Genomic DNA, 15,028 nt, shown 5'->3' with positions numbered 1-15,028 from the left:
AGGTTCTTTGTCTCGTTAGCAATTCCACCTGAGAGGAGTAGATGCAACATGATTGATCAGCATATTGAAAGACTGATTCAACAGGCAATCCAAACCGAACTAATCGAGAAGTCTGACCATATTTATGCACGCAATCAAATCATGCACCTTCTTCAGCTTGAATCTTTTCCGGAAGATACAGGAACAAGTGCAACATCTCATCTTGGCAAAGCAATGTCAGACTTGCTGGAACAATTAATTGAATATGCCGTCAACCAGCATATCATTGATGATAATTTCGATGAAAAGGAAATACTTGCTGCTGGTATCATGAATTGCCTTGTCGCCCGTCCGTCAACTGTGAATTCTATTTTCCAGGAAAAATACAAAGACTCCCCTATCAAGGCAACCGATTATTTTTATCAGCTGAGTAAAGACAGCAATTACATCCAGGTGAAACGGATTGAAAAGAATATCCATTTTAAAACCGATACGGAATACGGAGAGTTCGATATCACGATTAATTTGTCAAAGCCCGAAAAGGATCCGGAACAAATCAAACGTGAGCGGGAAAATAAACAAAACATTGACTACCCCAAATGTGTTCTCTGCGTTGAAAATGAAGGATATGCCGGCCGCACCGGATATCCGGCACGGGCCAATCACAGGGTAATCAACGTTCCATTGCTGGGAGAAAACTGGCACCTGCAATATTCACCTTATGTCTATTACAACGAGCATAGCATATTGCTTGCGGAAGAACATCGTGATATGAAAATTGACAAAAAAACCTTTGAACGGCTGCTGGCATTCATTGATAAATTTCCTCATTATTTTATCGGATCGAATGCGGATTTGCCGATAGTCGGCGGGTCAATTTTGACGCATGACCATTATCAGGGCGGCAGATACAGATTTGCCATGACAGACGCAAAAGAGGCATTTTCATTTACACTTACAGACTTTGAAAAAGTTTCTGCACATGTTCTGCACTGGCCATTGTCAGTTATTCGGCTGAAAAGTACGGAAAAAGAACACTTAGTTGAAGCAGCAGACCATATTTTACAAACGTGGAAAAATTACTCAGATGAACATGCAGCTATTAAAGCTTTCACCGGTAATACACCACATAATACGATTACACCAATAGCCCGGATATGTGGTGAAGTCTATGAGCTTGACCTGGTTTTGCGCAATAACCGGACATCGGATGAACATCCGCTGGGTATCTTCCACCCGCATGCAGATGTCCATCATATTAAAAAGGAAAACATCGGACTGATTGAAGTGATGGGGCTTGCGGTGCTTCCAGCCAGATTGAAAGATGAACTGGCTGAAATCAAGCAATCTCTGTTGGGCAAACCTAGCAATGTAGCAGACTATCATAAGGCTTGGGCGGAAGACATCAACCAAAAATATGGCACTATTAGTGATGACACAAAAGCAGAGCATATTTTGCAAAAAGAACTGGGAATCAAATTTTCAAAGGTTCTTGAGGATGCTGGTGTGTTTAATGAGAAATCAGCATTCGAGCGATTTATTAAAACGCTTTGAGGCAGAAGTGGGCCAGGGGGACAGGTCCCTTGTCTCCATATATTTTTCAGAGGCAGGTGAACTAATTTGTATATTGCAAAGAAATATATACGCGATAAATGGAAGGAATATACTCTCGCAAATGATCATGGCATGTCTGTCAGTATATTGAATTATGGCGGGATTATTACAAAAATGATGGTTCCTGACCAGCATGGAAACGCCGAAAATATTGTACTGGGCTATAAAGAATATGCGGATTATGCATCAAATAGCAACTTTTTAGGTGCGCAAATCGGGCGTGTTGCCGGAAGAATTCAGGATGCTACATTAAAGCATGATGGACAAGCATACACCCTGGAAAGAAACGAAGGCAACCATCATCTGCACGGGGGTGCAAGTGGATTCCATCAGGTGATTTGGGATGCAGAAACTTCCCAATCAAATGATGAAGTAAGTCTCATTCTCTCACATACGAGCAGTCATTTGGAAGATGGCTATCCCGGTAATCTGGAGGTGACCATTACTTATACACTGAACAATGCCAATGAACTTACACTCACCTACCAGGCCATATCTGATCAGGACACACCAATTGCACTGACGAATCATTCATATTTTAATTTAAATGGAGATATGAAAGATACAGTGTACAATCATCATGTCCAATTTGAAACTGGTTATTTTGTTGAGATGGACGATGAACTCATTCCAACAGGGAAGCTTATTGATACAGCTGGGACTCCTTTCGAGTTTCAAAAAGGGAGATTACTTGGTGATGGCTTCAAGCCAGATACATTACAGCAGAAAATTGCGGGAAATGGCTATGACCATTATTTTATTTTTGGAAAAGAGAAAGAAGTTAATGTAGTGGAAACTAACTCCGGCAGAAAAATGGAAATTCGCACAAATCAGCCAGGGATGGTCCTTTATACTGCAAACGGCTTGGATGCCGGTTTGGAATTAAGCAACGGCCTGTCAGAAAAATATGCAGGTGTTTGTTTTGAAGCTCAGGCTCATCCGGCAGCCCTGCATCATGAAGGGTTCCCAGATATTATATTGCGGAAGGATGATTTATACAGCAGATATATTACTTATTCATTCAAGTGAAGGCGAATTATTCTCTCCCGACTTTGTTGGGCTCTCTCCCGAGCTCAGTGCATTCTCTCCCGACTTTACGAGTTTCATAAAATGGGACAAGCTCTCAGCCTGTCCCATATCTGCTTCCAGATTAATAACCACCCCGAATAAAATCTTGCACTTCATCACGATAAAACTTTTCAATCTTTTCCTTTTCTCCCGCCGAAAAACCCTTCGTATCTACCGCCTGAAGATTATCTTCCACCTGCCTGACATTTTTAAATCCCGGAATGACACTCGATATTTCCTTGTGTTCCAAAATCCACTTCAACGCCGCACGACTCATGCTGTCTCTTCCCTCAGTTAGCCAATCCAGCTGACTGCTAAGTTCGACTCCTTTATTAAATTCAAGTCCGGCAAACGTCTCACCCACATTAAATTCCTGCCCATCACGATTAAAGTTTCGGTGATCATCCGCTTCAAAGGTAGCATCTTCGTTAAATTTACCTGTAAGCAATCCACTCGCCAACGGAACTCGAGCCAGTATTCCAACTCCCTTTTCATAAGCTTTCGGAAATAGTATCTCCAATGGTTTCTGGCGAAAAATATTGAAAATCACCTGAAGTGAACTTGCATTCGTATGGTCAAGGCAATACAAGCCCTCCTCAACTGTCTCTACACTAACACCGTAGTAGCATATTTTTCCTTGCTCCTTTAATTTTTCCAACGCCTCGAAAACCCTGCCATTCTGCAGTATCTCCATTGGCGGGCAATGGATTTGGTATAAGTCAATCCTGTCACGGTTAAGACGCCGCAAACTATTTTCACAATATTCCATAACCCGTTGCATCGAGTAATTCTCCAGATCATGAATATCACCGGCACGGCAAAATTTAGTAGCAATATGAATAGAGGTTTCCTTCCCTTTTGTAGCCCTGGCTAAAAGCTGCTCACTATGACCATTACCATAAACATCGGCTGTATCAAAGAAATTGACACCTTTATCCATGGCCCGATCCAGCGCACCCAATGCCTCATCATCATTGGTTGTTCCCCACTGGCCGCCAATTCCCCACGTTCCAAAACTTAATTCGCTTATGTTCAACTCAGTGTTTCCAAGCTGACGATAGTTCATTCTGTCTCACTCCTCATGACTCTTATTGTAAAAAAGAATCTATTATCCAAACGAATAATAGACTCTCCATTTTCCTACCCCTTCACAGATCCTGCCAGGAGTCCACGGACGAAATATTTTCCTAAAATAATATAGACAAGCAGCGTCGGTAACGCAGCAATTAACGCCCCGGCCATCTGCACGTTCCACTGCACAATCTGACTTCCGGAAAGATTCTGCAATGCCACCATAACCGGCTGATTTTCATTTGTCGTTATGGTTACAGCAAACAGGAACTCGTTCCAAATGTTTGTAAACTGCCAGATTGCTACAACGACAAATCCCGTAATAGATAATGGAATCATAATATGTCTGAAAACACCGAGGAAACTTGCACCATCTATTTTAGCTGCTTCAATCATTTGATCTGGAATACTTGCATAAAAGTTACGGAACATCAAAGTTGTAATCGGCAGTCCGTATACAACATGCACCAGAACCAGTCCAGCAATTGTATCGTACAATCCAATCGTACGTATGAATTGAATCATCGGGATTAGGATACTTTGATACGGAATAAACATACCAAACAAAATAATTGTAAATAATGTTTCTGATCCTTTAAATTTCCATTTCGATAATACATACCCATTCATCGCACCTAATAATGCAGATAATAGTGTTGCAGGCACTACCAGATAAATACTGTTCATAAGGTTTGGAGCCAGTTCTTTAATTGCCTGGGAATAGGAACTGAAATCAATTGAAGTCGGCAATGCCCACATTTGCTCCAGTGATACCTCATCCAAGGGCTTCAAACTGGTTACAATAATGACATAAACCGGCGTTAAAAATAAGATAGCAAAAAATACTAAAACAATATATTTAATTACTTTTCCAAATTGAAATGGCGCCATTAATTACCACCCTTTCTGCTGTTCCATAAATACGGAACGATGAATATTGCTACCACAAGCAGCATGATAATTGCTATAGCAGCACCATTTGCGTAGTAATTGCCCTTAAATGTCGTTTCATACATATAAACAGCAGGAACGTCGGTAACAAAGTTTGCCCCGGACCCGGTCATGGCATAGATCAGGTCAAATATTTTCAATGAAATATGTGCCATGATAATAATCACACTTACTGTTATCGGCATCAGCATCGGAATAACAACCTTCCGATAAATCTGAAATTCACTTGCTCCATCCATTCGTGCCGCTTCACGTAGCTCATCAGGAATGCCTCGCAAACCTGCCAGATACATTGCCAGTGAAAATCCTGTCATCTGCCAAACCGCTGCAATTACAACTGCAATAATCGCCACCGGTAAACCAAACTCTATCTGGCCCCATTCAAAGCCGGCAAGGATATTTGTATCCGTATACCATTTCGGAGTTATTCCAAAAAACTTCAGAAACTGATTAAATCCTGTTGAAGGGTTGAGTAACCACTGCCATACAACACCCGTAACAATAAAAGACAATGCCATCGGGAATAAAAAGATATTGCGGAACAATGATTCCCCCTTTAACTTCTGGTCAATCAAAATACCTAATCCCAGTCCCATAACAATAACCAGTCCGATGAAAAGGATTGTAAAAAATATCGTATTTCGCAAATCAGCCTGAAAACGGTAATCCTGGAATAAATAGATGTAGTTTTCCAGGCCGGCAAAGGATAAATCAGGAACCAGTGAATTCCAATTACTGACGGATACATATCCCGTCCATCCGATAAATCCGTAAACAAAAATAAAGATGAGGATAAGAGATGGAATCAGAAATGCCACTGCTGTCCAATGATCTTTTGTGAACTTTTTTCTGTTTTTTCTTGTACTTGCTGTTTGCTCCAAATTATACCCTCCTTACTTAAGGTTCTTTTTCACAAAAAAATCAATAAGAGGCTGCCCCCAATTTCAGGCAGCCTCAAGTTTCAAACCTATTACATTTCAGATGATGCATTTTTTAACGCATTGATGAAGTTATCAACATCACGTTGCGTAACAAATATGTTCACAGCCTGATTAGCTTTAGTCAAAAATCCAGCCGCAGCTGCAGATCCGTGTGCAAGGCTTGGGACCAGACGTGACTCGCCAAAATCTTTCATTGCTTCTTTTCCATATGCATCGTATTTTGATTCATCCGCATCAACACGTGCCGGAATGGAACCCTTTAGTGGGTTGAATACATCCTGTGCCTCAGTTGATCCAAGGAATGTCAGGAACTTCTTAACATCATCAGGATTTTCAATACCTTTTGGCAATCCAAATGTATCGGTAATTACCTGGAATTCGCCTTTCGTACCCGGGAATTCAAAGAAACCGAAGTCTTCATTTGTTTTCATTTCCAGATCATTTACAAAATAACCTTTTGCCCAGTCACCCATATTAAGCATTGCCGCTTCTCCATTGGCTACAAGCTGTGCAGAATCCTGCCAGTTTCGTGCAGCATGGTCTTCGTTAATGTTATCAAGCATTTTTCCGAACGTTTCAGCTGCTTCAACGACTCGGTCATCATCCCACGGAATTTCACCTTCGAATAACTTTTTATAATCATCCGGACCAAGTACGCCTAACAGAACGTTTTCAAAGATTTGTGTTGCAGGCCAGGAGTTCTTGTCACCAAGTGCTAATGGTGTAACACCGGCATCTTTCAGTTTTTGGGATGCAGCGAAGAATTCTTCAAATGTCTCTGGCTCTTCAATACCATTTTCTTCAAATACTTTCTTATTATAGAAAATTACGTTTCCACGATGAATATTTACTGGTACGGAATAAATATTCCCGTCCTTACTTACCAGATCGATCAATTCTTCAGGGAATTTATCTCCCCACCCATTCTCTTCATATAGGTCGTTAAGTGGTTCCATTTTTCCGGCTGCCACCCAACCTTCGTTCAACTCGTCGCCACCGTGAACCTGGAATGTTGATGGTGGATCATTACCTTCCATACGTGTTGCAAGCACTGCTTTTGCGTTTGTACCAGCACCACCGGCTACTGCAGCGTTTTCAATTGTGATATCCGGATTCTCTTTCTCAAATAAATCGATTAATGCTAGTAATCCGTCTTCTTCACCGGCACCAGTCCACCAGCTGAAAATTTCAACGGTGTTTGCACTTTCTCCACCCTCTGAGTCTGAACTGCCTTCTGCGTCATCAGAACCTCCACTGCACGCAGCAAGCACGAGGGCCAATGCAAGCATTAAAAAGATACCATATAATTTCTTCATTAATAGTTTCCCCCTTCGTTTTGTTAACGCTTTCAAACACCATTGTAAAGTTTTCTGAATAATCATTGGGCATTGATTACTGTAATTTTTTATGATTTTCTTCACTTTTTAAAGATTTGCTGCTGAAATTTCTTCGGAGACATTTGATAATGTTTTTTGAATACCCTGCTGAAATAGTTCGGATCATTATAGCCAACCATATAACTGATTTCCTTCAAAGCGTATTTATTTTCTACAATCAGGCGTTTTGCTTCGTTCATTTTCCTCACGGTTAAGAATTCTACAAACGTTGTTCCAAACACTTTCTTAAAAACATTGGAAAAGTAATTTGGACTTAACCCGACATGTTCAGCCATCTCTTCCAGCGTAATTCCCTGCTTATAATGTTCATCAATGTACTCCTTCACTTTCCGCATAAGCCTTTTCGATTGATAATGTTCCTGGAACTTCAAACAGCAAAGCGTTATAAAGTGCTCCCATGCTTCATTGGAATCCAATTCGGCAATGGAATTTTCTGGCAATGATAAATTTTGTTCCTCCATTAACCGCTTTACGTTAAAATAAAATTCCTCCTGATCATCTGCTGACAAAGCGACCCGGCTATCCTTATAAAGCTGTACGGCTTCATGTTCATTCCCTTTTTCAACCTCACCCAGAAGTTGTATAACAGCAGCCGAATTTTCATGCTTAGCTGCACTTTTTTCGGTAAATCCGTATTTTCTGTTGTCCATTTTTTCCAACTGATATACTGCAGCAAGCGCATCATGATACGACTTGGGAAAGCCTTCCAAGGTTGAACAGGCATACCCCAAGCCAATATAACAGCCTTCACCAAATTCCAATTGTATTTTACGGGCTTGCATTAATATGTCAGACTTTCTTAATTCCAAATCTGCCAATACACAGCAGGCAATCCGACCATCAGTACTTTCCACAATAAACGCATGCTCCAGATGTTTTGCAAGCTTCGTCTGTATCACATCTTTTTGAGGTGGGACATCCATCTGAATTACCAGAAAACACCCACTTTTAAACGAAGGAAAATATTCTTTCTGTATCGTATAGGCCTCCTTGTCCAACGGCTGGTGCATCAATTTGGAAATCAATCGTTCCTCCATTAACTCGCGTTTTTCCACCTGCTGCTGCACTTCTTGCTCAATCTCCTTTTTCACCCGCAAAATCGATGCAACAATTTCTTCTTTTTTACCAGGTTTTAAAATGTATTCTTTTACACCGTAATGCATTGCCTGTTTTGCAAAGTCAAACGAATCGTAAGCAGATACTAAAATATATTTGCTTGAGGGGCTTATTCTTTGGATTTCCTCAATCGCTTCGAGCCCATTAACACCGGGCATTTTAATATCCATAAAAATAATATCAGGAGCAGCGTGCTTTGCCTGCTCAATTGCTTCCCGTCCATTCGTCGCTTCACTGATTGTATCTATATCTGCAAAATTATCTGTAAGAAATTTTCGCATTGCCTTTCGCTCCAGTAATTCATCTTCAGCAATCAGAATCCTCATTACTGCACCTCCTTTTCATACGGCAAAATAAGTCTGATAACTGTTCCTTCGCCAGGCTCCGACTCCATCTCAATAATAGGTTTTTCCTGGAAGACAAGCTGAAGCCTTCTAATTACATTCGTCAGTCCGATTCCAGTCGAATGCCCCACATGCTCTTCCTGCTGCTTTGTCATCGAAATGATTTGATTCATTTTTTCCTGTTCCATACCAACTCCGTCATCACGGACTTCCACAATCACATTCTCCAGATTCCGATAAATTACCAGAGAAATTGTACCGCCCTCTTCCTTTTCCTCAATCCCATGTATAAAGGCATTCTCAACAAGCGGCTGCAACGTTAATTGTGGTATTTCAATATCCAGACAGTCCTCATCAACATCCAGGTTAAACGTTACCCGTTCGGAAAACCGTACTTTTTGGATATGAAAATAATCCTGTACAACCTTTACTTCATCCCTCAGCGGAACACGCTTTTCAATCTCTCCCAGACTGTGCCGGAGCAGGGCCGCAGCAGAATCGATCAAGCCGGACGTTGATTTGGCGTCTTCCAGATAAGCCATTTTGGAAATCGTATTTAACGTATTAAACAGAAAATGCGGATTTACCTGATTTTGCAGGTGCTTCAGTTCCATTTCCTTCACCAATCTATCGAGTTCAGACTGATCCTGAACTTCCTCAAACAAGTCATGAATATTTGCACGCATCTGGTTGAAAGTATCGCCGAGCAGTCGTAATTCATCATTCGTTCGAATGTGAACCGGTACACCTTGCAACTCTCCACTGGCTACTTCCTCGGCCGCGGCAGAAAGCTTTCCCAATGGTCGGGTAATCCCTTTTGAAAACCATAATGCAAAAAACACCGCCAGCATTATCGTTGTCAGAAACAAAAACGCAATGAACAGCAAAAAGTTATTATTACGCAGCTGCAAATCCTCATAAAACGACTGATAGGCAGTTAATTCCAATTTTATAATTTCCAAGGTTGATTCGGCAATATAGTCTGATGCATTTCCGGCTTCTTCCAGGTGATTCATATACTGTTCCGTATCATCCCTTATAACAAAACCTACCGTAAGATCTGTTTCATGAATGAATGTTTCTACCAGGTTTATATAATTCTTCATTTCAATTGTATCTATATAATAGAATGTTTCTGACAACCGATTTAAGTTATCTTCCAGATCCGCTTTAATTTCAAAATAATCATCAGAATTTCCAGGGCTCGGATCATTGACAAATAATTTAGTTGTTGAATACAGCTCAGAAGCATTTTGGGAAATTTTATTCAACAGCAGAAAGCGCTGAAAACTATCGTTATACGTGTTTGTTAACTCGTTGGAACTAATAAAGATGGAAATAGCTGTGATCTGAAATAGAAAGACAAAAACGAAGAAATAGACGATCAGTTTACCACGAATGGTCTTCATTGTGTCTCACCATCTTCAAAAGAGCGTAAATCGTCTTTTTCAATCACTTTCGTACCTGTATAAATTTCATTTTCCAATACGTCATGCTCCTGCAGTTCAATGAGCACATTTACCGATTCTTCCCCCATCTTCTTCGGATATTGCGCAATTGTCGCATCAATATCCCCTTCACGAATCAATTGTAATGTTTCCGGAAGCAAATCAAATGAAATGATGGTGAATGCTTCATTAGGTGCAATTTCCTGAATTCCATCAACAATACCGATCCCATCAAGTGCACTGGTTCCGAGGAACATGTTTATCGACGGGTGTTGTTTTAAAAGTGAATAGGTTGCCTGAGCAGCACCAATTGATGTGATATTCGATTCTTCTGTATCAACAATATGGATACGAGAGATACCTTTGATGGCTTCCTTAAAACCTTCCAGCCGCTGTTGCTGATTGATTGCATTATATCGCCCCGTAACAATTCCAACGTATTTCTCTCCAGTGGTATTTTCGATAACTGTTTTTCCAGCCAACTTTCCAGCTTCAAAATTATCTGTTCCAACATAAGCTTTCCGCTCACTGGCTGGAACATCAGTATCTACCGTAACAATCGGAATGCCTCGTTCAACCGCTTTATGTACTAAATCAACAAACCGTTCACCTTGCACACCCTGAACGATAATCCCATCCACTTTGGCGGAAATCATCCGGTCCAACAGTTTCAGCAATTTATCATTATTCGCCCTTGTCGGAGCGAGGTACTCCAAATAAATATCGTGCTTTGCAGCTACTTTTTCAGCTCCCTCTTCAATCAGCCGCCAATATTCGTTATCTGCTTCCTCAGCAATCAACGCAAAATGATAGGTATAATCCCTCGACTCAACTTTCTCTGTCTCAATAAAAAAAGTTTTATAGCCATAAATAAGCATACCTATAAAACAAATACAGAAAATAACCCCGCTTAACGTATAGACCAGTAATCTCAAATTACTCACAACACTCACCCCGGACACAGGGACAAGCGTTATCCAGCTTGTCCCCTACCAATTTCATTACAATTCTACCTGTTGACCCTTTTTAATAGATTCATAGCAGGCGTCGATTACACGCATATTATTAATCGTATTTTCCACACTATGGTATAACTCTTTATTGCCATCCAGAATCGCCTGTGAAATATGCTCCACCTGACTTCTGTATTGATCATTATTTATTGTTTCAGTCCGCACTGCTCCAGCTTTCTCAACAATAACTAATCCATCCCCGCCGTTATTGTCAGGCCGGTATGCACGTGGAACAGTAATACGCCCCTCTGTTCCAACTACCTCATATTCACTCCGGTGTGCCATATTAAAACTGGAGTCAAACATTGCTCGTACACCATTCGGAAACGTCATATATCCAGAAGCATCTGTCTCCACATCATATTTTGGATCAACTACACCATGCGCATGAACAGACTCAGGTTCAGTGCGGAGAATATTCCGTATCGAATGAATTGCATAACACCCAATATCATAAATACTTCCGCCACCCTTTTGATCACTCATGCGGATATTATTATCCTTGTCAGCAAGATAGAACGAAAAGGCAGCCCGCATGAATTGGACATCCCCAATCTCACCGGAATCTATGATTTGCTTAACCCGCTCATGCTGCGGATGGAAATGATACATAAATGCTTCCATGAAAAGAACCCCGTGTTTATCACAAACCTCTTTCATTTCGATTACATCATCCGCATTAATCGCAGCTGGTTTTTCACATAAAATATGCTTACCTTTTTTGGCAGCCTCCATCACCCACTTTTTATGCAGGTGGTTTGGTAATGGAATATATACTGCATCAATGTTCGGATCGTTCAATAATTTTTCATAGCTGTCGTATGCAGTCGGAATATCAAATCGTTCCGCAACCGCTTCAGCTTTTTTCACATCACTGCTGCTGGCTATCGTTGTCACCTCAGCATTGTTTGCATGAACAAAAGCCGGCAGAAGCGCCTTCTGTGCAATTTTTGCAGTGCTTAAAACTCCCCAACGAACTTTTGACATGGGAATCTCCTCCTGTTTATTGTTGTTATATTTGATTATACATGAAGTAAAGGTGTAATGGGAGAGACGGCAGCGCATTTGAGGGTATACCAAAAGATTAATAGAAGCAGGCATCTGCTTACATTTAAAAAATGAGACGAGGGTTTTACCCCTGTCTCATTTACAAATAATAATCTTCAAATCTTTTCTCCCGGCAGGATTTACACCTTTTCGGATAATCGAATCCTTTATGTTTATAAAACCGCTGCTCACCTGCTGAAAAAAGGAAACGTTCACCACATTCCCAGCATTTTAAAAAAAGATCTCCGGGTTCCATCCCCTGTAACGCTTCCGAAATTACCTCATTTTTTTCATTGATATATTGGTAATCAACAGGCTCTTCAGCTTCCAATGCTTTAATTGTCTTGTTTATTGCGACCCTTACCTTCTTATAATCAATTTTTTCCCATTCCTTCAAATAAGGTATATAGTTTTTGTTACCTGTCTCTCGAATCTTTTCAATAAATAATAATATCATTTTTCGATTGCGATCTTTTAAATAATCCATATCCGGACTTTCCTTGCCATTTGCCAGCCATTCATTCCATTCTTCCAAAAGTTCATCCGCAAACTGATCTGACTCTATGTTCCATCCCCGATCAGTGAAAACAATCATTGGTAATTTCCCGCTGTATTGAATGTCCAGAAAGTCGTGATCAATCATCCAATCTATTTTTTGCATGACCTCATCCAGTTTTTCCGAACGAAACCACCCATAAGTCGGACACATATTCAATTCTAGTTGCAGCACCTTCTTCTCACGAGAACCTTTCAATATTTTAGCAAGAAGTGTCCGCCCGCCTTGTGCAATAATTTCATCAGCCGCCCGCAAAATGGCACGGATATCAGCTTCCGGCAACTGTTTAATATTTGATTTCATTTCAAAAGACAACTCCTCGTCCGAAATATAATCCTTTATGAATTGCTTCTGGTTCCAGAGACTCTGATTTAATGAAATTGCTGAAGCTGTCATTATGTCTTATGACTTAATCCCCACTATCATATCATGCACTTTTGCAAGCTCCTCATCCGGTACTAAATAATAATAAACACCGTCAATCTCCGTTCCGCTGCCTTTCAGCATATAACTTAGCCTATTCTTCCGCACATCTTTATAATTGAAAAGTAAATCTTTCATATCATCGAAGTCCATGTTGGTAGCCATATTTTTGCCGAGAACGTCTATCATATTATCAATTTTATTAACCGATGCAATACTCGCTCCTTTATCAATAATAGCTTCAATAACCTGGCGCTGGCGTTTCGTTCTGCCAAAGTCACCATTTGGGTCCTGGTAACGCATACGGACATAGCCCATCGTTTGAGCTCCATTCAGTGAAATTTCACCCTTGGCATAATGATATCCTTTTTTATAATATCCAGTGTCATACCAGTCAAGTTCGTTTTGCACCGTGATCCCTCCAACTGCATCAACCATTTCAGATAAACCTTGCATATTCATTTGGACGTAATAATCCAATTCAATGTCCAGCATGTTTTCCACAGTCGCAATGGACATATCCGTTCCGCCAAATGCATATGCATGATTGATTTTGTCTTCAATACCCTTACCTGCAATTGTTGTTCTGGTGTCACGCGGGATACTGATCAACTGCATCTTATTATTTTTCGGATCTAAAGAAAGGACCATTAACGCATCTGACCGGCCACTGTCACCCGGGCGCTTGTCCACACCAAGCAACAATACATTTAACGGCTTCTGCTTGCTGATTTTCTTCTTCCCGATTGCACTATCTATCGAAGGTACCTTTTCATGTATGTCTTCATTTACAGTTTGTTTAGCATCATTATAAATTGAAAATGCATATGCACTTACACCGAGAGCAAGTACTAATACAACAGCTAAACTTATTTTCAGCCAACGGCGCTTAGGCTTACTTTTCTTCATATCTGAGCGTTTTTGTTCTGACATTTAAATATACCTCTATCCATGGAAAATATCGTTATTCATAAGTAGTTTTATTCTACCATTTTTCACTGACAGATTACTAGTTGGTTTAGGAAAACATAGAGGCAAATCAGATAGTTCTTAGCCAGATACAACCACATTACCCGAAGTCGTCTTAACTTTAATCGTATTCACATCGGATTCACCCATTAGCCCGGTCAGCCTGTTCTTACTGTTCTCAGAAATTGTCAGGCCTTTCACGTTAATGCTTCTGTTACCTGATTGGTTTTGACAGTCAATATGCAAATCATCAGGAAACTTTTTGCTGTACACATCGACATTACCGCTTGTTGCGCGGAGATCAAGGTTTCCGGTGAACTCGCCACTGTTAATGTGGATATTTCCACTTGATACGCTGCATTCCGTTGTCCCTTCCAGAATTTCATTGTGAATAGAAATTCCTCCTGATGAAGCATCCAGTTTCACTTTATTACTTGTATAGTCCCTGACATCGATTCTTCCACTGCTAATCGAACCTATCAACGAACCTGCACGATTATTTTTTAATAACATATTTCCGCTGGATGCCTTTAAAATCATCCGCTCCAAAACATCAAGACCGGTTAAAAGCTGATTTCCAGAGGAGGAAGTTCCGGAATAAGCATCAGCAGCAATATTTTTAACGATAATGTCCCCTGAAGAAGATTTCACATAAAGATCGCTGTAAACTTTGGACGGCAGGTTTACATTAAGGGTAAGATTAGTAGAATACATTCCGAACTGAAACCCCATATTCAAATCCACATTAATCAATAGCATGTTATTATTCTGCTGCACTTCGAACTCAAGATTTTCCTCAAGACCTTCACTAATCTCGCCTTCCAGCAGAACTTCAACCGCATCACCTGTGGCTGGTGTTACCTGTATATCTGCTGAAGATGCCGTTATTCTCACTTTTTCCACATTGTCACCAGTCATCTCTTCCTGCAGATGAATAGGGTTCATTTTTTTACCAAGCCCAAATAATTTCATTTCAATCACTGCCCCTAAATAAGATTTGTAACTATAATAACACTTTTTACAATGCTTGTACTCTGTCTGAAGTCTGAACCGAGCCCAATCTGAAGAAGTAAATACATCACTAGCGTCAA

The 15,028-nt window shown here is 40.5% G+C and carries 13 protein-coding genes; 2 read left to right on the top strand and 11 right to left on the bottom strand.

Features of this window, described 5'->3' with window-relative positions; all coding sequences use genetic code 11:
* Positions 1–48: 48 nt before the first annotated feature.
* A complete protein-coding gene (gene galT / locus G6R02_RS03390) occupies positions 49–1,533 on the top strand; it encodes a UDP-glucose--hexose-1-phosphate uridylyltransferase (protein WP_164667846.1) in 1,485 nt (494 codons plus the stop codon).
* A 66-nt stretch (positions 1,534–1,599) separates the two neighbouring features.
* Complete coding sequence (locus G6R02_RS03385; RefSeq protein ID WP_164667845.1) at positions 1,600–2,622, top strand: aldose epimerase family protein; 1,023 nt, start codon at positions 1,600–1,602, stop codon at positions 2,620–2,622.
* A gap of 121 nt (positions 2,623–2,743) precedes the next feature.
* On the opposite strand, the gene G6R02_RS03380 is transcribed toward G6R02_RS03385, so the two are convergent.
* The 11 genes from G6R02_RS03380 to G6R02_RS03330 all read right to left on the bottom strand — a co-directional run bounded on the left by G6R02_RS03380 (position 2,744) and on the right by G6R02_RS03330 (position 14,909).
* Positions 2,744–3,727: an aldo/keto reductase gene (locus tag G6R02_RS03380; RefSeq protein ID WP_164667844.1), complete on the bottom strand. Its 984-nt coding sequence runs from the start codon at positions 3,725–3,727 to the stop codon at positions 2,744–2,746.
* A 74-nt stretch (positions 3,728–3,801) separates the two neighbouring features.
* Positions 3,802–4,623 (bottom strand): carbohydrate ABC transporter permease, encoded by an 822-nt coding sequence (locus G6R02_RS03375; RefSeq protein ID WP_164667843.1) that lies wholly within the window; start codon positions 4,621–4,623, stop codon positions 3,802–3,804.
* Positions 4,623–5,564 (bottom strand): carbohydrate ABC transporter permease, encoded by a 942-nt coding sequence (locus tag G6R02_RS03370; RefSeq protein ID WP_164667842.1) that lies wholly within the window; start codon positions 5,562–5,564, stop codon positions 4,623–4,625. The genes G6R02_RS03375 and G6R02_RS03370 overlap by 1 nt, the downstream gene beginning before the upstream one ends.
* 89 nt (positions 5,565–5,653) lie before the next feature.
* The gene (locus G6R02_RS03365; protein ID WP_164667841.1) at positions 5,654–6,940 is read right to left on the bottom strand and encodes an ABC transporter substrate-binding protein; all 1,287 of its coding nucleotides are present in this window, start codon (positions 6,938–6,940) and stop codon (positions 5,654–5,656) included.
* A 101-nt stretch (positions 6,941–7,041) separates the two neighbouring features.
* A complete protein-coding gene (locus G6R02_RS03360; RefSeq protein ID WP_164667840.1) occupies positions 7,042–8,463 on the bottom strand; it encodes a response regulator in 1,422 nt (473 codons plus the stop codon).
* On the bottom strand, positions 8,463–9,890 hold the full coding sequence (locus tag G6R02_RS03355) for a sensor histidine kinase (RefSeq protein ID WP_164667839.1): 1,428 nt from the start codon (positions 9,888–9,890) through the stop codon (positions 8,463–8,465). The genes G6R02_RS03360 and G6R02_RS03355 overlap by 1 nt, the downstream gene beginning before the upstream one ends.
* A complete protein-coding gene (locus tag G6R02_RS03350) occupies positions 9,887–10,873 on the bottom strand; it encodes a sugar-binding protein (protein WP_246202507.1) in 987 nt (328 codons plus the stop codon). The genes G6R02_RS03355 and G6R02_RS03350 overlap by 4 nt, the downstream gene beginning before the upstream one ends.
* 57 nt (positions 10,874–10,930) lie before the next feature.
* Positions 10,931–11,929 carry a Gfo/Idh/MocA family protein gene (locus tag G6R02_RS03345; protein WP_164667838.1) on the bottom strand — a complete coding sequence of 333 codons (999 nt, stop codon included), beginning with the start codon at positions 11,927–11,929 and terminating at the stop codon, positions 10,931–10,933.
* A gap of 160 nt (positions 11,930–12,089) precedes the next feature.
* A complete protein-coding gene (locus G6R02_RS03340) occupies positions 12,090–12,848 on the bottom strand; it encodes an RQC-minor-1 family DNA-binding protein (RefSeq protein ID WP_164667837.1) in 759 nt (252 codons plus the stop codon).
* 99 nt (positions 12,849–12,947) lie between these two features.
* A complete protein-coding gene (locus G6R02_RS03335; RefSeq protein ID WP_164667836.1) occupies positions 12,948–13,901 on the bottom strand; it encodes an LCP family glycopolymer transferase in 954 nt (317 codons plus the stop codon).
* A 117-nt stretch (positions 13,902–14,018) separates the two neighbouring features.
* Positions 14,019–14,909: a DUF4097 family beta strand repeat-containing protein gene (locus G6R02_RS03330; protein WP_164667835.1), complete on the bottom strand. Its 891-nt coding sequence runs from the start codon at positions 14,907–14,909 to the stop codon at positions 14,019–14,021.
* Between the last annotated feature and the right edge of the window lie 119 nt (positions 14,910–15,028).

The organism is Virgibacillus doumboii, assembly GCF_902806455.1.
GTDB lineage: Bacteria > Bacillota > Bacilli > Bacillales > Amphibacillaceae > Lentibacillus > Lentibacillus doumboii.
Note: the sequence above shows the minus strand (reverse complement) of the source record. Positions and strands in the feature narration are given on the sequence as shown.